The following is a 20,263-nucleotide window of genomic DNA, read 5'->3' on the forward strand; positions in this document are numbered from 1 at the left end:
TAGTGGTGGTGCTGAAACCCGAATCTGGGGGAGGTTTCCCCCATTTTTTTTAACGAGTACTGACAGATTTTGCTGCTAAGCCATTGATAATTAGCTTGTACATATCTTGAAACAGTTTTGGCCGGGTAATTGCAAATCGACATTACCGGTTGGCAAACACTGGGTGAAAGATCATGAGCAAGCGAGTGTATTACCCCCTGTGCCTGAGCGCCGCTCTGGCATTGCTGCTGGTGGCCGAAGTGCCGGCCAGCCCGATTGACGATGTCGAGCCGCCGGAGCCGGGAGATCCGTCGGCTTACAACGATGTGCCCGCCGATCCCGCTACTGCCTTGAGCAACCTGCGCCTGCTGCCGGAGGCCAATGTCGGTGCCTTCGACCTGCCGGATGGTGTCGAAGGCGACCGTAATACGCCGCGTCAGGACAACGCCCGGCCACCGGCATTGCAGACTTCGTTCAACTACCCCACCAACGGCGCCCCGAGCCCGATGTTCGGCGCCCAGCCTTTCAGTCAACAGCTGTTGCTGTTCGAAGAATTCGGTCCGACCCGTCTGGACCCCACCACCCCGTCTGGTCTGCAGGTGTTTCCCGCGCCCAGCACCGGGCCCGCGCCGCAGCAGGACCCTGTCAATGTGTCCCGCAGTGCACCTAACGGGCCACTGCTCGATGCCTTTCTCAAAGAACCTGGGCTGACCCCGTTTCCCAGCCAGTATGCCAATGTGGTCGATCGTAACCCCTGGCAAGCGCAGATCGAGGGGTTTCTCAATCGTCATATCGGCGCTTCTGCCGAAGGCCGGCCCCCAGGAAAGGGCTGGTCGCACCAGCGCTGGAACGAGTTCTACCCGCAAGCGGCCTACAAGACTGCGCAGGCCGGCGCACGGATCAACGGCGGGTTGCGTGACGCCATGCAGATGCACCACTACAGCGTCGGCGAGTTCGGCCCCGGTGGCCTGTATTACAACACTGCCGGGCAGGCCAACACCCTGGGTACGACCAAGGGCGTCGACACGCGCTTTCATCCCAATATGCCCTTGCAGGATCACAAATCGCTATGGACCTTCGACGGCACCCTGCCAGCCAAGCTGCTGATGGTGCGTTACGGCCAGCCGCTGTTGATGCGTCACTACAACGCCTTGCCGATTGACCCAGCCGCCAACCACGGCTTTGGCCTGCACACCATCAGTACCCATGAGCACAACGGTCACGCACCGGCGGAAAGCGACGGCTATGCCAACGCCTTCTTCTTTCCCGGGCAGTATTACGATTACCGCTGGCCGATCCAGCTGGCCGGTTACGACAGCATCAACACCCGCGCCGAAGATCCGCGGGCGGCATTTCCGTGCACGCCCGGCGAAAAACTGTGGGTCAACGACGCCGAGCCGGGCCTTAAAACCTGTGATAACGGCAGCATCCGTATCCGCGGCGACTGGCGCGAAACCATGAGCACCCATTGGTTTCACGACCACATGCTCGATTTCACCGCGCAGAATGTCTACAAGGGCAACGCGGCGATGATGAACTATTACAGCGCCCTGGATCGCGGCAACGAAGCCTTCGAAGACGGCGTCAACCTGCGCTTGCCCAGCGGCTCGGCCTTGTCCTGGGGTAACCGCGACTATGACGTCAACCTGCTGATCGCCGACAAAGCCTGGGGAGCGGACGGCCAGCTGTGGTTCAACCCGTTCAACACCGACGGTTTTCTCGGTGACCAGGTGCTGGTCAACTGGCAGTACAAACCGTTCCTCGACGTGCGCGCGCGCAGTTACCGCCTGCGGATCCTCAACGGTTCGGTATCACGCTACTTCAAACTGGCACTGGTGCGCGAGATCAAGGGCAGTGGCGGCGAGTTCGCCGGGCCCAAGGGGTCGGGCCTGTCGTATGCGCGGGTGCCGTTCCACATGATCGCCAACGACGGCAACATCATGGAACACTCAGTGCCATTTGACGGCAGCATGGACCTGGATGCCGACGGTGACCGCCAGAACCACAACGCGATTCTGCCGACCCAGGGGATCGCCGAGCGTTTCGACATCATCGTCAACTTCGCCAAAAACGGAATCAAACCGGGCGACAAACTGTTCTTCGTCAACCTCAAGGCGCATGAAACCGGCAAAGGACCGAAAGAGGACATCCCCTTGGCTGACGTGCTGTCGGAGAAGTACCTGGCGGTGATCAAACAGACCAGCAAGGGCCCGCAATGGGACAGGGGTGACCCTGCGGTGGGCAAGGTCCTGCAGCTCAACGTCAAGGCCTACAGCGGCCAGGACCTGGCCATGGACCCGGCGGCCTATGAGCCGGCCAAACCGGGCAAGGCCGAAGGCAAAATCATGATCCCGCTCAAGCTGCACCGTGATAACCCGGCCGATCTGGCACGCCTGGCCCAGGCCCGGCACCGGACCTTTGTCTTCGGGCGCTCGGACGGCACAGACCAGGTGCCGTGGACCATCAAGTCCGATGGTGGCCTGGGCTACAACATGGACCCGCGCCGGCTCAGCGCCGCGCCACAACTGGCCACCGGGCCAACGGATGGCGGTTACGCCGGCGTCGGCACCCTGGAAGTGTGGAAGATCCAGAACGGCGGCAATGGCTGGAGCCATCCGGTGCATGTGCACTTCGAGGAAGGCATCATCCTCAGCCGCGGCGGCAAGGCCCCCCCAGAATGGGAAAAATGGGCGCGCAAGGACGTCTACCGCATCGGCAGTGAAAGTGACGGCCTGGATAACGTCGAAGTGGCGATCAACTTCCGCGAGTTCGCCGGGACCTACATGGAGCACTGTCACAACACCCAGCATGAGGACAACTCGATGCTGTTGCGCTGGGACATCGAGCATCCCGGCCAGTTGCAACTGATGCCCACGCCACTGCCCAGCTGGGACGGCGTCAAGTACATCAATTCCGCCGCGCTGCCGACCTGGCGTAGCGGGGATGGCAAGGGTCCGCAAGTCAAGATCAGCAACTAGCCGAAGGGGAGAGGGCCATGGGGCGTTTATCAATCTGGCTAGGCACGGCATTGCTGTGCTGGACCTTCCAGGTGCTGGCAGAAGACGCCACGCCCTGGGGCGCGGGGTATTTTCCGAACACACCACTGACGGATCAGGACGGTCAACAGGTGCACTTTTTCGATGACCTGATCAAGGACAAGGTGGTGGTGATCAACTTCATCTTCACCGGCTGCGGCGACTCTTGTCCGCTGGAAACCGCGCGTTTGCGCCAGGTCCAGCAACTGCTGGGGGATAGGGTCGGGCGTGATGTGTTTTTCTATTCGATCAGCATCGACCCGCTCAGTGACACCCCTGAAGTGCTCAAGGCCTACGCCGCCCGGTTCAAGGTCGGACCGGGCTGGCGTTTTCTGACCGGTGACAAGGATCAGATCGACCAATTGCGTCGACGCCTGGGCCTGTTCATCGAAGGGGTCGACAATGGCCGCAGCCGCGACCACAACCTGAGCCTGATTGTCGGCAACCAGGCAACCGGGCGCTGGATGAAGGCCTCGCCATTTGAAAACCCCTGGATCCTCGCCGACCAGTTGGCCAATAGCCTGCAGAACTGGAAGACGCCCAGTGCCGAGCAAAGCTATGCCCAGGCGCCGGATATTCGCCCACCCAGTAGCGGCGAGGAGCTGTTTCGCACGCGCTGCGCGGCTTGTCACAGCCTGGGCCCGGAAGATGGCCAAGGCATCGGCATGCGCAGCGTCGGACCGGACCTGCTCGGCGTCACCCAGCGGCGCGAGCGGGCCTGGCTGAGCCGCTGGATCCGCGAGCCTGATCGCATGCTGGCTGAGCGCGATGCTTTGGCGGTGATGCTCTATCAGCAGTTCAACCGGGTGGCTATGCCCAACCTGCGTCTGAACCAGCAGGATGCCGACAACCTGCTGGAGTTTCTTCAGCAGGAAACCGAGCGTCAGGGGACGCTGAAGCAGGCGCACGCAGCGAACGACGGGGCGGGCAGCGCGCAGTAAAGGCAAAATACTATCAGTGGGCGACTGGCCATTAGTATTGATTCCAAACGCCCTCACCTGGCTGGGCTATAAGTTGTAAGAAAAAAACAGCCCGCCAGGAACTATCGATGCAGGTGCTGAACAAGAAACTGGCCGATGAGGGCCACCCAAACCAGGCTTCACCTGACCGGACCTTGCGCGAGTTCAACCTGTTGCGCTGGTTTTCTGTGGTCAGTCTGTTGATCATCGCCTCGGTGGCGGTGGGATTGGGCTATGTCTCGACGCAGTTTGTGGTCAATGACAGCGTCGAGCGTGATGCCATGCTCACCGCGCAGTTCATCCAGGCCATGGCCAAGGCCGAGGTGCGCCATTCGCGGATTCCGCCGGGCATCACCATGGCGCAATTGCTCGATCCGCGGATGGACAAGCAGCACTCAGGGATCAGCGCCGACCTGGCAGCGTCCACGCGTATCGAGTTCCTCGACCACGTCGAGCACTTGCCCGACACCTTGTTGACCAATGTCTATGCCCTGGACCGGACCATCGTCTGGTCCACCAACCCGTTGCTGATTGGTCAGAAGATCGTCGGCGATGACGACCTCGACGAGTCGTTCCATTCGCAAGTACCGGTATCGGCCAGTTACCACAAGGCCGATGAAGACCGCGAAGAACAGAAGTTCCAGCGTGAGCCGGAGTACCTGTTCATCGAGAACTACATCCCGATGTTCGACGAGAGTGGTACTCAGGTGCTGTCGATGGTTGAGGTGTACAAGGAGCCGCAGGACCTGGTACGGCGCATTCAGCGTGGTTATGTGCTGATCTGGACGTCGACCTTGCTCGGCGGCGCGCTGATCTACTTCGGCCTGTTCTGGATCGTGCGCCGTGCGGCGAGTTTGCTGCATGCGCAACAGACCAAACTGGTGGCCAGCGAAACCTTTGTCGCCCTTGGCGAGATGTCCTCGGCGGTGGCCCACAGCTTGCGCAATCCGTTAGCCACCATCCGCTCCAGTGCTGAACTGGCTCAGGAAATTGCCAGTGAGCGCTCGCAGAAAAATATCGGCGACATCATCAATCAGGTCGACCGTATGTCGCGTTGGGTGCGGGAGCTACTGGTGTCGTTGCGGCCGTTGAAGGACGATGCCGAAGCCGTTGACCTGATTGCGGCGGTTGAAGACACCTGCAGCGCTTTTGCCCAGCAGACCGAGCGCAACAAGGTGCAGTTGCAGGTCAGCACGCCGCCGACGGCGTTGGTGGTGAGCCAGCCGGTATTGCTCACGCAGATCCTCAACAGCCTGTTTTCCAATGCCCTCGAGGCGATGCCAGGCGGTGGCCGGTTGACCCTCGAGGTGCTTGAGCTGACCGGCGAAGGGAAGGTCCAGCTAACCTTGAGTGATACTGGCAAAGGCATGAGCCAGCAACAGGAGCGAATGGTTTTCAAACCTTTTTTCACCACCAAACAGGGCGGCCTGGGCGTCGGTCTGGTGTTGGTCAAACGAATAATGGAGCGTTTCGGCGGCGCGGTCAGCCTGACCAGTCGCGAAGAGGAAGGAACCCGCGTATGCCTGATTTTCAATGTTGCAGCGGGAGGGGATCATGGAGCAGAGCATCCTGGTGGTGGAGGATGATGAAATCCTTGCTGAGAATATCCAGACCTATCTAGAGCGCAAAGGGTTCGAGGTCACGGTGTGTCATAGCGCCGAGGAGGCGCTGGAGCAACTGCCCAAGTGTCAACCCGATGCAGTACTGACCGACAATTCGTTGCCGGGCATGAACGGTCATGAGTTGATCAAAGCCTTGGCCGAGCGCGCGCCGGAGCTCAAGGTGATCATGATGACCGGCTACGGCAACGTCGAAGATGCCGTGCTGGCGATGAAGGAGGGCGCCTTTCACTACCTGACCAAACCGGTGGTACTGGCCGAACTCAAACTGATGCTCGACAAAGCCCTGGCGGCCGAGCGCCTGGAACGTACGCTGTCGTTCTACCAGGAGCGCGAAGCGCAAAAATCCGGTGGCCAGTCGCTGATCGGCGAGTCGCCGGCGATGCTCGGGCTCAAGCACACGCTCACGCAGTTGCTCGATGCCGAACGACGCATGGCCAGCGGTGATTTACCGCCGGTGCTGGTGGAAGGCGAGACCGGCACGGGCAAGGAACTGGTGGCCCGCGCCCTGCATTTTGACGGTGCACGCAGCAAGGGGCCGTTTATCGAATTCAACTGCGCCTCGATTCCGGCCAACCTGCTGGAGGCGGAGCTGTTTGGCCATGAGAAGGGCGCGTTCACCGATGCCAAGGACCGCCGGGTCGGCCTGGTAGAGGCGGCGGACGGCGGCACGCTGTTTCTCGACGAAATCGGGGAAATGGACCTGATACTGCAGGCCAAACTGCTGAAGTTGCTGGAAGACCGGACGATACGCCGGATTGGTGCGGTGAAGGAACGCAAGGTCGATCTGCGCATCATCAGTGCTACCAACTGCAACCTGGAGCAGATGGTGCAACAGGGCAAGTTTCGCCGTGATCTGTTCTTTCGCCTGCGTATCATTTCGATCAAGGTCCCGAGGTTGTACGCCCGGGGTGAAGACATCCTGCTGCTGGCCCGGCACTTCCTCGCCCTGCATGGCAAGCGCTATGGCAAGTCGCACCTGCATTTCAGCCCGGAGGCCGAAGAGCTGCTGCTCAACTACAGCTGGCCGGGCAACGTGCGGGAACTGCGCAATATGCTTGAGCAGACGGTGTTGCTTGCACCTAACGAGGAGATTGCGCCGCATCAGCTCAATGTCTGCATGAGTCTGGTCGATGAGCCGTTTGAGATGCCGGCGCTGGCGTTTCATGACAGCCATAATGGCAGTGCTGAGGTTCCGGCTTCCACCAGCCTGCCTGAGGTGGAGCGCGAGATGGTGCGCAAGATGCTTGATCGTACCGACTGGAATGTCACCAAATCGGCGCGGCTTCTGGGGTTGAGCCGGGATATGTTGCGTTACCGGATCGAAAAGCTTGGGCTGACCCGGCCAGATAAGCGGCAGTGGTGATGGTGGGAGCGGGCCTTGCCCCGCGATCGGGCGCATAACGGCCGCAAATCCTGAGTGTGCGGACCCTCTGGTACACCGCGCCGCTTGGGTTTACTGCCGCCTTGCGGCAGATCGCGGGGCAAGGCCCGCTCCCACCCGGTCTCATTTGCCCCGCGATTACTCACGTCCACGCATGAAGAAGCCCGCGACATACTTGCGAAAGGTGTCCAGGCTCTTGAAGTCGGCATAGCGCTTGAACGTTTCGCCTTCAGGCTCCGGCCCCAGCGGTTGTTCGGTCAGCGATACCGATAGCACCCGGTCCTGATCGGAGCTGAGCACCAATGCATCCATGCCCTGGCCGCCAATCACCGGGCGGCGCATGATCACCCTGACGCCCTTGCTGGCCATCCAGTCGATCAAGGAGATGAGCATCTTCAACGGCTCGCGCTCTTCATCGCGATACACCGGAAACAGCTGCCCACGCGACAGCACCGGGACGCTGGCGACATGAATCAGTTCGTAAAAATGGCTGCCCGCACTGGCCGGTGAGTAGATGGCCAGGGCCAGTAACGGCCCCGGAGTCTTGCTGCCGCCCCACAGCAAGTGATGCCCCTGAAAGTCGAAGCCGTCTTCGCTGCGTTCGTTGTACACCTTGCGTGCCTTGATCTGGCTGACGCAATCGAGCATCAAACCGTAGCGACGATGATTGCCAAAGGCGCTGGAGTCGCGCAGGCGTGCCTTGAGCATCATCATGTGCTTCATGTCCAGGCGGGTTTCCAGGTAGTTGCTGGCCGGCACCCGCTCGATCAAGGGGTAACGGCTGGCGACGCTGCGCAGCTCGGCAAATTGTCCGCTGAGGTCTTTTTTCAGGTGGCTGGCGTAGACGTTCAGGCCACCGGCTTCGATCAGCGTCAGCAGCAAGGACAGCAGCCGGTGTTGCTCACGCTTGTCACCACCATTGCCAGCCTCGCCACCGCTACCAGGGGCGGGGCGGCGAAAATCGCCGATCAGGCGCAAGGGCGTGTCGGGGGGTAACCAGGCGGCCGGGATTACCTCGACATCCTCTGGGCGAGCAGCTTCGCGCTCATCCTTGATGAATGCGCAGTCGCAGGCATGCTCGGCGGTGCCTGGGTTGTTCTTGAGAAACAGGGTGCCGGTATTGCCGTTGAGATTGACGTTGAGAATCGGCATTGCCCGCGGTTGGCAGTCACAGGCCAGCCAGTGCCCGGCGGCGCGGATCTTGAGCAACAGCTGATTGGCCTGCAGCAGGCGTGGGCCGGTCAGGTTGCCCTGGACAAAACCGTGCAGCAGCTCATCTTCGGCAGGGGTGAGCGTGCGCACCAGCGCGGTGTTTTTTTCGATGATTCTCATGAGCAATCCTGGCCAGCCTTCCTGTGCCCGCCACCTTAATGCAAAGCCCGGCTGACGGCCATGGCTCGCCAGCCGGGAATCACCGGGATTACTGTCCGCCGAACAGCTTGGCGGCGCGGGCGCGGATTTCTTCCACCGAGACGTCCTCAACGTGGGACGAGACGAACCAGAGATTGCCGAACGGGTCTTTCAAGGTGCCGCTGCGGTCACCGTAGAACTGATTTTCCACGGCCCTGACCTGGGTGGCACCGGCCTTGAGGGCCTGGATAAAGCGCGCATCGACATCATCGACATACAGGTGCAGGCCAATCGCTGCGCCACCGAGCGACTGGCTGCTGACCAGGCCACCCTCCATGTCGCAGGGGTCGGCGAGCATCAGCGACGAGTCGCCAATCTTCAGCTCCGCATGCCCGATCCGGCCATCCGGGCTTTCCAGGCGGAACATTTCGACCGCGCCGAACGCGGCTTTGTAGAAGTCGATGGCCTTGCCGGCATCCTTGATGCCCAGGTAAGGGGTAATGCTGTGCTGTCCTTCGGGGATTGGTTTGACGGCCATTTTATGAATCCTCCTTTGCGCGCCGCAGGGTGGATGGCGCGAAACTGTATATTTGTACAGTTTCGGCGATTGGGCAAATCAAAACCTGCGGCGCTGGACGGACGGCAATCAGAAAATGTAATCGGTGGTCAGGAAGCTGGAATCACGATTACGGATGATGTCGCTGATCAGCTGCTTGTTGCTCTCCTGGAACTTGGTCGCCACCAGTGTGCGGATCGAGAAAACGCGCAGCGCATCGTGTACCGACAAGGTGCCTTCGGCGGAGTTCTTGCGGCCGTTGAACGGGTAGGTGTCCGGGCCACGCTGGCACTGGGCGTTGAGGTTGATCCGCCCGACCTGGTTGGCGAAGGTGTCGACCAGGCGCCCGACTTCAGCCGGGTTGGTGCCGAAGATGCTCAGTTGCTGGCCGAAGTCGGAGTCGAGCACATAGTCGATCACGGTCTGCAGGTCGCGATAGGGCACCACTGGCACCACCGGGCCGAACTGTTCTTCCTGGTACACGCGCATTCCGGCATTCACCGGGTACAGCAGCGCCGGGTGGAAGAACGAGCCACGGCTGCTGCCGCCTCCTGGGTTGATGACCTGCGCGCCTTTTTCGACGGCATCGGCCACCAGGCCGTTGAGGTAGTCGATCTTGCCCGCCTCGGGCAGCGGCGTCAGCGCTACGCCAGGTTCCCAGGGCATGCCTGGCTTGAGCGCAGCCAGCTTGCGCTGGAACTTGTCGAGGAAGCTGTCGACTACCTGCTCATGGACGAAGAGGATCTTCAGCGCCGTGCAGCGCTGGCCGTTGAACGACAGGGCGCCGGTAACGGCCTCGTTGACGGCATTGTCCAGATCGACCTCGGGCAACACGATCCCCGGGTTCTTCGCATCCAGGCCCAGAGCGGCGCGCAGACGATGCGGGCGTGGGTGGAGCTTTTTCAGGTCGCTGGCCGCCTTGTTGGTGCCGATGAAGGCAAACACATCGACCTTGCCACTGGCCATCAGCGCGCTGACGGTCTCGCGGCCGCGCCCATAGATAACGTTGATCACCCCGGCCGGGAAGCTGCCACGGAAGGCTTCGAGCAGGGGGCGAATCAGCAGCACGCCGAACTTGGCCGGTTTGAACACCACGGTGTTACCCATGATCAGCGCCGGAATCAAGGTGGTGAAGGTTTCGTTCAGCGGGTAGTTGTAGGGGCCCATGCACAGTGCCACGCCCAGCGGCGCGCGACGGATCTGGCCGAGGGTGTCCTGTTCCAGTTCGAAGCGGCTGGAGCGGCGGTCCAGCTCCTTGAGGGCATTGATGGTGTCGACGATGTAGTCGCAGGTACGGTCGAACTCTTTCTCCGAGTCCTTGAGGTTTTTGCCGATCTCCCACATCAGCAGCTTGACCACTGCCTCACGTTGCTCGCGCATCTTGCCCAGGAAAGTCTCGACGTGCTGGATACGTTCAGCCACACGCATAGTTGGCCAGGCACCGCGGCCTTTGTCGTAGGCGTGCACGGCGGCGTCCAGGGCAGTGAGGGCGGTGTCGGCATCGAGCAGTGGCGTGTTGCCGAGGATTACCTGGCGCTCTTCATCACCTTCCTTGAGCCATACCGGGCTGCGCACGGTGGCCAGCGGCCCGTCCCAACGCTGCAACTGGCCGTTGACCAGGTACTCACGTTGTACCAGCGGTTCACCCAGGCGGTACGCCTCGGGGATCTCGTTGGCGGTGGGAAACAGCGAATCGAGCAGACGGTCCATGGGCGCAGCACCTCTTTTTCTATAATGGGTGAAACGTTTCAGTTCGAGCATAACGCCAGCGCGCTAAAAAAAGCCAGCCTCACTCAATATTGCGCGCGACACGCCGATAAAGCGGTATGCCGACGCGAACAACGGACCTATGAGCACAAGAATCCTCGCCCTTGATGACAAACTGGTCCTGCCCGCGACCCTGGGCACCACCCTCAATCGCTTGCTGCCGATCGGCTTTGCGCTGATCGGCATCGGCCTGTCGGTGGCGCTTGGGCGCCTGGACGTGCAGCGCCAGGAAAGCGAACTGGTGGCCAATGCCGGCGCACGTCTGTCCGGGGTGCGCGCCGCCCTGGAGGCGCAGTTGCGCTCGGCCTTTGGCGAAACCGAAGGCATTGCCCAACTGATCAGCGCCGACGGCCAGATCAGCCCCGAGCACTTTCATGACATGGCACGCCAGGCCATCGCCTCGGTTCCGCATATCCGCCATATCTCGGTGGCGCCGGGCGATGTGATTGACGATGTCTATCCGATCAAGGGCAACCAGAGCATCATCGGCGTCGACTACCGTCACCTGCCGGACCAGTACCCGATGCTGCAACGCGCGCGCGACCACTACAGCCCGGTGCTGGCAGGGCCCGTGCAGCTGTACCAGGGCGGTCGCGGGCTGATCTACCGGCGCCCGGTATTTCTCAAGGGGCACAAGGGCGTCAAGCTGTACTGGGGCAATGTCTCGATCGTGGCAGACATTGACCGCTTGCTCAGCGCCGCAGGGCTGGACCTTGACCCGGGCTATGAACTGGCCCTGCGCGGTGCCGATGGCCAGGGCTCGGCGGGTGCGATGATCTGGGGTAACCCCAAGCTGTTTGAAGAGCATGCGGTAACGGTCAATGTCGATGTGCCCGGCGGGCTGTGGCAACTGGCGGCGAGCCCCTTGGGTGGCTGGCCGTCCATGAGCCTGTTTGCCTCACCCTTGTTCCTGTTTGCGTTGACCTGTACCGGACTGTTCAGTGTCTTTGTCGCCCAGCTCAACCGCAGCAACCACCTGATCAACCTGCGCAACCGCGAACTCAAACAGTCCCAGGCGCAGCTGGAGCGCTTGGCCCACTATGACGTGATCACCGGTTTGCCTAACCGGGTGTTGTTCAATCAGCGCCTGCAAGAGGCGATCAACGCTGAGCAGCACCTGGCCGTACTGGTTCTGGATATCGACGGTTTCAAGCAGGTCAACGACAGCCTCGGGCATCCGATGGGCGACCTGTTGCTGCAACAGGCCACCGCGCGCTTCGTGCAAGTGCTTGATGTTCAGGATGGCCTTTGCCGCCTGGGCGGGGATGAATTCGCGTTCTTGTTGATTGGCGCTGAGCACGCCTGTATTGACCGGGTTCAAGGCCTGCTGCAAACCCTGCAGCTACCCTTCGACCTCAATGGCAACGCGGCCTTGGTCACCGGCAGCATCGGTCTTGCCTGGCACCCTGAACATGGCCAGAGCAGCGACCGCTTGATGCGCCATGCCGACACTGCCATGTATGCCGCCAAGGAGAGCGGGCGCAACGCCTGGCGGCTGTACCACCCGGACATGACCGAGCGCCTGCAGGAGCGTCTGTGCCTGGAGCGCAACCTGCGCCGGGCGTTGCAGAACAATGAATTCGAACTCTGGTACCAACCGAAGATCGACCTGTTCAGTGGGCGTGTCGAAGGCGCCGAAGCGCTGCTGCGCTGGCGCGATCCCGATTATGGCCTGGTATCGCCGGCGCAGTTCATTCCGCTGGCCGAGCGTACCGGTCTGATCATTCCCCTGGGGGAAAAGGTGCTCGAGCTTGCCTGCCAGCAGATCGCCGCCTGGCGCGCTGCCGACTGCCTGCCGGGCCCGTTGGCGATCAACGTTGCAGCCTTGCAGATCGAGCGCAGTGACTATGTCGCCAGCCTGTCGCGCAGCCTGAAACGTTATGACCTGCCGCCGACCCTGCTGGAGGTGGAAATCACCGAAAGCCTGTTGATGGAAAGCCAGCAGCAGGCCTGTGCGGCATTGGCCCAGCTGCAGGCCATGGGGGTGGCAACCGCGGTGGATGACTTCGGCACCGGTTACTCGTCGCTGGCCTACCTCAAGTCGCTGCCCATCGATCACCTGAAGATCGACCGCGCCTTCATCAAGGATTTGCCCGCGGATGATGACGCGGTGGCGATTACCCGGGCGATCATCGACCTGGGCCATGCCCTGGGCTTTCACATCACCGCCGAAGGCATCGAGACCCAGGCCCAGTATGACTTTCTGCGCAATGCCGGCTGTGACCAGGGCCAGGGTTTCCTGATGGCGCGGCCGATGCCAGCGCAGGCGTTACAGACCTGGCTGGCTGATCGTCAGATGCGCCAACACCTGGCGATTGATTGAGTCAGCGGTGTTCAATCTCCAGGTCCAGCAGCCGTTCTGCAGGCAGCGCCAGCATGCGTCTGCGGTAGTACTGATCCTGGTCCATGCGCGTAAGACGCCGCCAGGCCTCGGCATGCGAGTCGGGCAGGGTGTCGCGGTACCAGTTGCTCTCGACCAGCGCTCGCAGGTCGCGGCGATACTGCAGTGGCAGGCGCTCCCAGATGCCCATCTGGTCCGCACTGGCGCCGCCGAGCAGCTCTTCGTAGTCAACGTCCGGAATCAATAAATCTATACCGGTGGCCTGGTAGTAGCTGTCGATTTGCGCCCATACCTGCGCACTTAAGGCGTTGCCCTCCAGTCGCAATGCCCGCGCCGCAGGGTGTGGGATGGCGTCTACCGCTGGCAGGTTTGCCAGCGGGTTGTAGGCGAAATCCAGCAACAGGGGGTCGACCAGCCCCTGCAAGCCGTTGGACAACTCGCTCAGGCCACAGCGGGTCAGGAACACGGTGCGCAGATGGGGTAGCGCGGTGAAGTCCGGAGCGCGGCCCAGCGGGCAATGCGAGAGGTCGAGTACGCGCAGGTTGACGAGGCTGTCGAGCCTTGCCTGGGCGCTGGCGTCCCAGACCAGTGGGTTGTGCTCCAGGTCCAGCCAAACCAGTGTCTGTGGCATGCCCACGCGGGGCATCTGGTTGACGCCACAGCGGGTCAGCCGCAGGCGCTCCAGGGCGGGGAAGCGCTGGTACAATTCTGCCGGCAAGGTCGTCACACCCGGGTTGCCGGAAAGGTCCAGTTCGCCGATATGAGTGAAGTCATCGGGCAGCGCCAGCGTGATAAGGTCCTGGTCATTCAGACTTAGGGCCGAGAGGTCCAGGGTATGCAGGGCGTTGCCGTTCATTAGCGTCTGCCCAGCGTTACGCCGCCAGGCATTTTCTATGCGCTGGATGGCTCGCCGCCGGTTTGGTACCGGCACTGCCCAGTCGACCAGGTCGCGGCGCAGTTCCTGCAGTCGATCTTCCAGTCGGTCCAGTTCGACTGTTGGCGACAGGCCGCGATTGCGCCAGCCCTGGATCGTCGCCTGAATGTCCAGATCGGACGTGCTGGGAAACAGCCGCCGATAGCGCACCGCCACTGGCGTGTGCAGAAACTGCCGCGAGTAACCCCGGGGCGGTTCGCCGCCGCGCAACATCCCTTCGCCCCAACGGTTTGGCTGATAACCCCACAGGCTTCGAATCAGTGCGCTGCGGTCATCGGCAACCATCATCAATACGCGTTCGCGCAAGGCTTCCCCAGCATTGGCCGCAAGTCCCATGGCCAGACGCTTGGGGCTGGGCAGTGCCGCCTCGACCGCGCGACACAGGTCATGGTCGATCACCCCGGGAGCCGGGCGCTCACCAAGGTAGGCCTCGTAACCATCAAGCGATTTGACCACCACCACCCGCTCGCTTGCCTGCACCTCGCCAATGGCGTGCAGCACTGTACCTTGCGGGCTGCCAGCGCGAATCTCCAGGCGCAGCTCTGGCGACCAGCCGGGCAGGCGCTTCAGGCACACCAGCAATAGTCGTTCGCTGTTATCGCTGACCAGCCGCGGCAGCCACAACCCCAGGGCGGCGCGGGTCAGCGGCAGGTCGCTGGCCAGTTGGCTGGCGCGTTGTTCAAGCGCTGCGGATAACGAGCCTTCGGTGCGCAGGCTTTCAAGGGTATAGGCCAGCGGCTCGGGGATGGGTTGATTGGCCAGGTGGGTCTGCAGCACGAGTTCCTCGCTCGTGCCGCTTACTTGCATTGCCCTGATCAGATCGACATCGTCCAATCCCTGATAGTCCGGACTCAACCGTCGCACCAGGCGCGCGCCAGACCACGCATGGGGTTGCTCATGTTCAGCGCGCCAGGCGCCTTCGCCGTTGTGCTCCAGCAGCGGCTGATAGGCCTCCGGGTTGCTGGGGTGGACGATGCGCCAGCGGTCCAGGGCCGGGTCCAGGCGCTGCTCAAAGACATGGCCATCGAAGCGGATGAAGCTGCGGCCTTGGTGCTCGAACTGCCCGGCGCTATTGGCTTGCAGCTGTTCGGGCAGCACAACGTCACTGGCATAGGAAACAAGCTCGGGACGCCACAGACGCTGGGTACCTGCGGCGCTGCGAACGGGTTCGAGACTTTCCATCAGCGGGCTGTTGAACAGTTTTGGCACCACCTTGCCGGCCACATGCAGCCCGCAGATCAGTGCCAGGTTCAGCCCAACCGCTTCCAGGTGGCGCAGTGCCAACTGACGATCACCAACGTTCCAGGCCTGGTAACCCTCATACACCTCGTCGAGCAACTGACAGACCATCACTGCCGTCATCAGCGTGCCGACACCGGGGACAAACAGACCGGCCACCATCAGCGCATTCAGACCAAGGCTCTCGTACAGTGCCTGACGCCGTTTGCGCGCCTGCTCGTCGGCATCGGCGGTCGGCACCGCGAGCTGACGGGCCTCGGTTTTCAGCCGGGCGACATGGTCCTGGTGGAGGAAGCTGAACAGCTCACCTTCGATGGCGACCGACTCCAGGTACAGCGACGCGTTACCGTTGGCATCAAGGTTCTGTCGCAAACGGCTGAGGAACGTTTGCTGCTGATCGCGCGGGACGTAGGCCAGAAAGCGTTGCCGGAAGTCCGCCTGCCGCAGGTCATCGCGCAAATGCTCATGCAATGCGGACAGGTTCGCGAACTGGCGCAACGAAATCCCGTGACCCGGCAAGTGGAGCAGCAGGCCCGTTTCGCCCAGGTCTAGGATCAGCACCTCATGCAAGGTGATACCGAACAGGCTCAACTGGCTGCAGGTCAGTGTCGTGCCTTCGTCGAGCAATGCCTGCAGCTTGTCCAGTGCCTTGCCGTTCACATGGTGACGGAGGAAGGCGAGGTCTGCGGCCAGGCGCAGACGATCCTGGTGAACCCTGATCGCCAGCGTGGCGACCTGCGCGGAGGCGAACACGGATGCCAGGTGTGTCTGGTAGCGCTGACCGAGGTCCAGGGATCGGCAGGTACGTGCGAAATTTTCCGGGGACAGCCTTAAAGGCTTGATCGAGTAGGCCTCGGATTCCAGCTCGATGTCGACCAGTGTTTCGCTGTCACCCAGTGTGGTCTTGCCAATCACCACGGTCTTTTCAACCTGCGCATCACCTGCCAGGGCCAGCGCGCTTTCGCGGCTGAACTCGATCGCGTTTTCGAAGTTGTGCAGGGCGGCGTCGAGCAGGCTTCGGCGTTCGTGCTGGCTGACGTAGGTTTGCCAGGTAAACAGGTGATGGATGTGGATCAGTTCGCTGCTGCGTAACGGGACCGACAATTGGTGGTGGGTTGCCAGCGCTTGTGCAAGCAGGGGTTCGGCGAATTCTGCAATGTTCTTCAAGCCCTTCAGTGCGCGGGCCAGGGTGTTCTGTGAGCGCGCCAGGCGTGTCTGGCTGGCTTGAACGGCCTCGCGCAGATCGGGTGCGGCATTGGCGAACCAGTCGGCCTCTTCGCCGGGCAGACCTTGGGCGGGCAGCAGGGTTTCGTGCAAGGTTTGCCACTGCTCGGGAGAAGCGTGTTGACTCCAGGCCGGAAGCTGGCGCTCGATCAGCTGTTGGTGCGGGTTTTCCAGGTCTATGGATGGCATCTGCGGTGCTCCTGTTCAAGGGGCACTCAGGAGGCGGGAGGCGAGGGCGGCCAGGGTGGTAAATAGTTGTTAATGACACTGTGGGAGCGGGCTTGCCCCGCGATCGAGGACGAATGACTTATCCAGCACCTTTTCAGATTATCCCTCTTCCTTGTAGTCCATTTCCCAAAGATACTTGCAACGCCTTTGAGCCGTTGCGCTGCTCTGGAGTGCAGCCTAGTCTCTGCCGGTCGTTGGCATTCAACGACCGGCTTTGACAGGCTGACCTAACCTTCAGAACATGTGCTCGCTTTATGGCGGCTGTACGTGGGGCACCTCGTGTGCGCCGAGTTGTCCTCTGGAGTTATCGGTCTGTCAACCCGCGTATAGCTGCCACCTTCCTGTTTGACAGCAGGATAGTGGCCGCCTCATAAACTCCAGAGGTGTATATGCTCAAGATCGTCCCCGATCCACCCCTCCATCCCCATGACCATTCCCTTGAAGACCTCCTCGTGCAGATCTCGGAGTATCTCGTCTGCGCACTGACCGTGGCCCAGCAGACGGTACTGCTGCACCCACAACCGCCCGGGCAGATTCTGACGCTGGCGACCATGCATGAAATCGACAGCGCTCGCAGTCTGGTCGAGCTGGCGCTGAGCAAGGTGCAGTTGCGCCACTGAGTTGAAGCTTTCCCTGTATGGGAGCTTGTAGGAGCGGATTCATCCGCGATGGACTGCGTAGCAGTCCCATTTCTGGGGCCGCTACGCGCCCCATCGCGGATGAATCCGCTCCTACAACGGGCGTGGCGACGATAGATGTTGAGGAAGTGAAGATGACTGACAGGAAAAAGCCGAGGGACTCAAGCGAGCCGCTCAAAACTTCGGGCATCGGCAGTTTCGGTGAAGGCATCGGCGGGCGAATCGATGACCGTTTGTTCCGCACCACCGCAGGTCATGATCTGGACTATGCGCTGGAGCAATCCACCGTGCTGATGAGTTGCGTCCACAAGCTCACCTTGCAAGCCGCAGTCGATCAGGACTACACACTGGTGTGGGCGGCACATTACCTGAGCGGGATGGCCAAGGCGCTGGTTGAGGATGTGGCCCATGTTATGGCAGCAGGGGCGCCCGATTCCGAAGGAAAATTGGCGCCATAAAATACGTGCGCTGCCCCGAAGTATTCGGCTTGCAAAGTCGCTACCCAGCACCTTTAATTGTTACTGAATGTGAGCGAGTCAGATCGTTCGTTATGGGGCTCTTGTCGTTCAAGAATATCTATTCGGGTGCTACTTGATGCTTTACTGATCTGCCACCAGGCAACAATTCACAGGACGAAGAAATGAAAGCGAATTTGGTGGCAGTTGTCCGAAAGCATGTATCACCGGCAATGCGTTATGAGATCAGAACTGCGTTAAACAAGTTGCACGATATCCTCGGGCGCGCGTGCTTCTGGCGCTGGGAGATCACCCGGTTCCGGCTACAGCAGGAAAGCCCGTTCGAAATTCTGTATGTCGGCCGCAAGCAGTACCGGGATGTGGCCAAGGTGCTCATCGGCGGGAAGTCGCTGAGGGATTCGCCTGTGGCGCCCGATCAGGCGGTACCGGCCGAATCGAGTCATGTGGTGGTGGTCAGTGAGATGCCGACCTCCGGGGCCTTGAGTGTCCCTCACTATCTGAGTGCTGTGGTACCGCTGCTGGGGCGCTCCCTGGAAGAAATCACCGCCCGCTACGACAGCGAGCTGCGTCGAAGCATCCGCAAGCACCGACCGCTGTACTGGATGAAACAGGCGTTGTCGGATGAAGAGATTGCAATGGCCGACAAACACCTGCTGCGCGCCTATGCCACGGCCAGGCAAGGTGAGCATGCGGCACAGTTTTCCACCGAGACGGTGTTTCGCCTGGCCAAGACCGTCGGCCGGCTCGACCTGATCATGCAGGGCGACGAAGTGGTTGGCTGTCACCTTGGCTGCGAAATCACGCGGGGTACAAAACGCTACTGGAGCACCCTGCGTTTTGGCTATTGCGAAGCGGTTTTTTCAGATGCGAAAAAACTCAAAGAAGCCAACTCGATCAACACTTACATGGCCCTGGAGTGGGCCGTGGAAAATGGTTTTGATTATTACGACATAGGCCTTTGTCTGGCGCGCCCGGATGACGGGCTGTTGAAGTGGAAACGGCGGCGCGGCGGCGATATCGATTCATTGGGTAATCACGCTTATATGTTTGTGCGGTTGCCAAAGACAGGCACGGCCAAGTTCTTGTGGGACACACCGCTATTTGCTGTTGAAGGTGACAAATTAACGCTCCACCTGGGTTTGCCGGACGGCGCAAGTGATGACGAAGTTGCCGACCGTTATCACGAAATGGTGTTTGGCGGATTGCACAAAATTTATCTCTACGGTGGCAAAAGTTCGGGTGAACTGTTTGTGGAAACGCTGCGAAGTCGTTACGCCAACTTGCAGTCCCCGCCATTGATGGAACGGATTCCTTCCAACTAAGCAATGTTCAGGGTCGAGGTCAACGCGGGCGCTGTGCGCCTGTCGATTGACCGTGCCTTGAGGGGAGTGATCTTCATGGAAAGTAATCTTTCGAATTTCAGTGCGTCGAGCGCTGGAAAACAAAAAAGAATCTCACTTTCCGCCTATAAATTCATGGCGAGAAAACTGTTTGCGCGCAAAGCAGAAATCAACCTGAAAAATGTGGCGGCGAAAAGCTGGGATATTGCCCCAGGTGAAACAACGGTTTCGCCACCGGCTTTTTTTCTGCCCGGCCAGTTAGAGCGTGTCAGCGCCTGGGAGGCGCGTTTTTTTCCTTTCGAGCATCCTGCCCGTACCATGCACGGGCGCCTGAGGATGGATCATGGCGCGACACGCGGCCACTTGATAAAGGACGTCTGGCTGATCGATGGAGCCCTGTACAAGGGCAACGCCAGCCTGTGGTTGTCGCTGAACCCCACCAAGCTTCCACGCATCGTTGTGGACACCGAGATCGAGCGTGGGGCCGCTTATTGCACGCAAAATGGCAATACCTGGTTTGGTACGTGGTTGATGGAAGACTGCGTGACCTACGCACTGGCCTGCAACGAAGGGGTGCCGGTGACCACCGCGCCATCCGCCAGGTTTCCGATCTTTTCCCAGGCGCCGGCCTATGAGAACTGGCTCGGCATGAAGCCGGTTCGCTTAAGCAGTGCGTTTTTTCGTGAGCTGGTGCTGTTCGATGACTTGAGCAACAACCGCAGCCGACATTTACGCTACCGTGCGATGGGGGAAAAACTGCTCTCGCACGTGAGCTACGCCTCTCACCCTGGCGTATTCATTCTTCGCGGCGGCGATGGTGACTTGCGTTTATTGCGCAATGAAATCGCGATCGCTGAGCATTTGCACAAAACCCGCGGGTTTCGCATTCTCGATCCGTTGAGAACGGATGTTCCGACCATTGTTGCGACCTGCGCCGGGGCGAGGGTCGTGATGGGGGTTGAGGGGAGCCAGTTGGTTCATGGTGTCAATGTACTGCAGCCGGGTGGGTCGTTGTTGGTGCTGCAGCCACCGAACCGTTTTGTCAGCTACTACAAGTTCCTCACTGACCGCGACAATCAGCACTTCGGCTTTGTGGTCGGAACGCCGGAAGGCGACGGCTTCAAAATTGATATTGAAGAAGTTGAGCGCACGCTGGATCTGTTTCCGCTATAGCCGCGCACACTTGAATCCCGA

At 60.7% G+C, this 20,263-nt stretch carries 13 protein-coding genes; 9 read left to right on the plus strand and 4 right to left on the minus strand.

Going from position 1 to position 20,263, the window contains the following annotated elements; all coding sequences use genetic code 11:
• Nucleotides 1-173: 173 nt before the first annotated feature.
• The 4 genes from PSAKL28_RS11945 (at nucleotide 174) to PSAKL28_RS11960 (ending at nucleotide 6,958) form a co-directional block, all read left to right on the plus strand.
• Complete coding sequence (locus PSAKL28_RS11945; RefSeq protein WP_038610460.1) at nucleotides 174-2,957, plus strand: multicopper oxidase domain-containing protein; 2,784 nt, start codon at nucleotides 174-176, stop codon at nucleotides 2,955-2,957.
• A gap of 17 nt (nucleotides 2,958-2,974) precedes the next feature.
• Nucleotides 2,975-3,955, plus strand: coding sequence for an SCO family protein (locus tag PSAKL28_RS11950; protein ID WP_051939323.1), 981 nt, complete (start codon nucleotides 2,975-2,977; stop codon nucleotides 3,953-3,955).
• Nucleotides 3,956-4,062: 107 nt separating this feature from the next.
• On the plus strand, nucleotides 4,063-5,559 hold the full coding sequence (locus PSAKL28_RS11955; protein ID WP_038610463.1) for a sensor histidine kinase: 1,497 nt from the start codon (nucleotides 4,063-4,065) through the stop codon (nucleotides 5,557-5,559).
• Nucleotides 5,528-6,958 (plus strand): sigma-54-dependent transcriptional regulator, encoded by a 1,431-nt coding sequence (locus PSAKL28_RS11960; protein ID WP_038610466.1) that lies wholly within the window; start codon nucleotides 5,528-5,530, stop codon nucleotides 6,956-6,958. The genes PSAKL28_RS11955 and PSAKL28_RS11960 overlap by 32 nt, the downstream gene beginning before the upstream one ends.
• A 156-nt stretch (nucleotides 6,959-7,114) precedes the next feature.
• Here PSAKL28_RS11960 and PSAKL28_RS11965 read toward each other — a convergent pair whose 3' ends face one another.
• The 3 genes from PSAKL28_RS11965 to PSAKL28_RS11975 all read right to left on the minus strand — a co-directional run bounded on the left by PSAKL28_RS11965 (nucleotide 7,115) and on the right by PSAKL28_RS11975 (nucleotide 10,592).
• Nucleotides 7,115-8,308 (minus strand): DUF8534 domain-containing protein, encoded by a 1,194-nt coding sequence (locus PSAKL28_RS11965; protein ID WP_038610467.1) that lies wholly within the window; start codon nucleotides 8,306-8,308, stop codon nucleotides 7,115-7,117.
• 88 nt (nucleotides 8,309-8,396) lie between these two features.
• Nucleotides 8,397-8,864, minus strand: coding sequence for a VOC family protein (locus PSAKL28_RS11970; RefSeq protein ID WP_038610470.1), 468 nt, complete (start codon nucleotides 8,862-8,864; stop codon nucleotides 8,397-8,399).
• Between the two features lie 108 nt (nucleotides 8,865-8,972).
• The gene (locus PSAKL28_RS11975; protein ID WP_038610473.1) at nucleotides 8,973-10,592 is read right to left on the minus strand and encodes an NADP-dependent glyceraldehyde-3-phosphate dehydrogenase; all 1,620 of its coding nucleotides are present in this window, start codon (nucleotides 10,590-10,592) and stop codon (nucleotides 8,973-8,975) included.
• A 139-nt stretch (nucleotides 10,593-10,731) separates the two neighbouring features.
• Between PSAKL28_RS11975 and PSAKL28_RS11980 the strand changes: the two genes are divergently transcribed.
• Nucleotides 10,732-12,972, plus strand: coding sequence for a putative bifunctional diguanylate cyclase/phosphodiesterase (locus tag PSAKL28_RS11980; protein ID WP_038610476.1), 2,241 nt, complete (start codon nucleotides 10,732-10,734; stop codon nucleotides 12,970-12,972).
• Nucleotide 12,973: 1 nt separating this feature from the next.
• Here PSAKL28_RS11980 and PSAKL28_RS11985 read toward each other — a convergent pair whose 3' ends face one another.
• A complete protein-coding gene (locus PSAKL28_RS11985) occupies nucleotides 12,974-16,576 on the minus strand; it encodes a dermonecrotic toxin domain-containing protein (protein ID WP_038610479.1) in 3,603 nt (1,200 codons plus the stop codon).
• Nucleotides 16,577-17,004: 428 nt separating this feature from the next.
• On the opposite strand from PSAKL28_RS11985, the gene PSAKL28_RS11990 reads away from it, so the two are divergent.
• The 4 genes from PSAKL28_RS11990 to PSAKL28_RS12005 all read left to right on the plus strand — a co-directional run bounded on the left by PSAKL28_RS11990 (nucleotide 17,005) and on the right by PSAKL28_RS12005 (nucleotide 20,242).
• The gene (locus PSAKL28_RS11990; RefSeq protein WP_038610482.1) at nucleotides 17,005-17,235 is read left to right on the plus strand and encodes a hypothetical protein; all 231 of its coding nucleotides are present in this window, start codon (nucleotides 17,005-17,007) and stop codon (nucleotides 17,233-17,235) included.
• Between the two features lie 152 nt (nucleotides 17,236-17,387).
• Nucleotides 17,388-17,711 carry a DUF3077 domain-containing protein gene (locus tag PSAKL28_RS11995; RefSeq protein ID WP_051939326.1) on the plus strand — a complete coding sequence of 108 codons (324 nt, stop codon included), beginning with the start codon at nucleotides 17,388-17,390 and terminating at the stop codon, nucleotides 17,709-17,711.
• A gap of 182 nt (nucleotides 17,712-17,893) precedes the next feature.
• Nucleotides 17,894-19,051 (plus strand): GNAT family N-acetyltransferase, encoded by a 1,158-nt coding sequence (locus PSAKL28_RS12000; RefSeq protein WP_038610485.1) that lies wholly within the window; start codon nucleotides 17,894-17,896, stop codon nucleotides 19,049-19,051.
• A 75-nt stretch (nucleotides 19,052-19,126) separates the two neighbouring features.
• Nucleotides 19,127-20,242, plus strand: a complete 1,116-nt coding sequence (locus tag PSAKL28_RS12005) for a glycosyltransferase family 61 protein (protein ID WP_038616568.1) — start codon at nucleotides 19,127-19,129, stop codon at nucleotides 20,240-20,242.
• Nucleotides 20,243-20,263 lie beyond the last annotated feature (21 nt).

The sequence above is a fragment of the Pseudomonas alkylphenolica genome, from assembly GCF_000746525.1.
Lineage (GTDB): Bacteria > Pseudomonadota > Gammaproteobacteria > Pseudomonadales > Pseudomonadaceae > Aquipseudomonas > Aquipseudomonas alkylphenolica.

Excerpts from the sequence above, each read along its gene's own strand:
- PSAKL28_RS11980 (WP_038610476.1), top strand. The coding sequence starts at position 10,732 with ATGAGCACAAGAATCCTCGCCCTTGATGACAAACTGGTCCTGCCCGCG.
- PSAKL28_RS11945 (WP_038610460.1), top strand. The coding sequence starts at position 174 with ATGAGCAAGCGAGTGTATTACCCCCTGTGCCTGAGCGCCGCTCTGGCA.
- PSAKL28_RS11985 (WP_038610479.1), bottom strand. The coding sequence starts at position 16,576 with ATGCCATCCATAGACCTGGAAAACCCGCACCAACAGCTGATCGAGCGC.
- PSAKL28_RS11990 (WP_038610482.1), top strand. The coding sequence starts at position 17,005 with ATGCTCAAGATCGTCCCCGATCCACCCCTCCATCCCCATGACCATTCC.
- PSAKL28_RS11955 (WP_038610463.1), top strand. The coding sequence starts at position 4,063 with ATGCAGGTGCTGAACAAGAAACTGGCCGATGAGGGCCACCCAAACCAG.
- PSAKL28_RS12000 (WP_038610485.1), top strand. The coding sequence starts at position 17,894 with ATGAAAGCGAATTTGGTGGCAGTTGTCCGAAAGCATGTATCACCGGCA.
- PSAKL28_RS11965 (WP_038610467.1), bottom strand. The coding sequence starts at position 8,308 with ATGAGAATCATCGAAAAAAACACCGCGCTGGTGCGCACGCTCACCCCT.
- PSAKL28_RS11950 (WP_051939323.1), top strand. The coding sequence starts at position 2,975 with ATGGGGCGTTTATCAATCTGGCTAGGCACGGCATTGCTGTGCTGGACC.
- PSAKL28_RS11995 (WP_051939326.1), top strand. The coding sequence starts at position 17,388 with ATGACTGACAGGAAAAAGCCGAGGGACTCAAGCGAGCCGCTCAAAACT.
- PSAKL28_RS11970 (WP_038610470.1), bottom strand. The coding sequence starts at position 8,864 with ATGGCCGTCAAACCAATCCCCGAAGGACAGCACAGCATTACCCCTTAC.
- PSAKL28_RS12005 (WP_038616568.1), top strand. The coding sequence starts at position 19,127 with ATGGAAAGTAATCTTTCGAATTTCAGTGCGTCGAGCGCTGGAAAACAA.
- PSAKL28_RS11960 (WP_038610466.1), top strand. The coding sequence starts at position 5,528 with ATGGAGCAGAGCATCCTGGTGGTGGAGGATGATGAAATCCTTGCTGAG.
- PSAKL28_RS11975 (WP_038610473.1), bottom strand. The coding sequence starts at position 10,592 with ATGGACCGTCTGCTCGATTCGCTGTTTCCCACCGCCAACGAGATCCCC.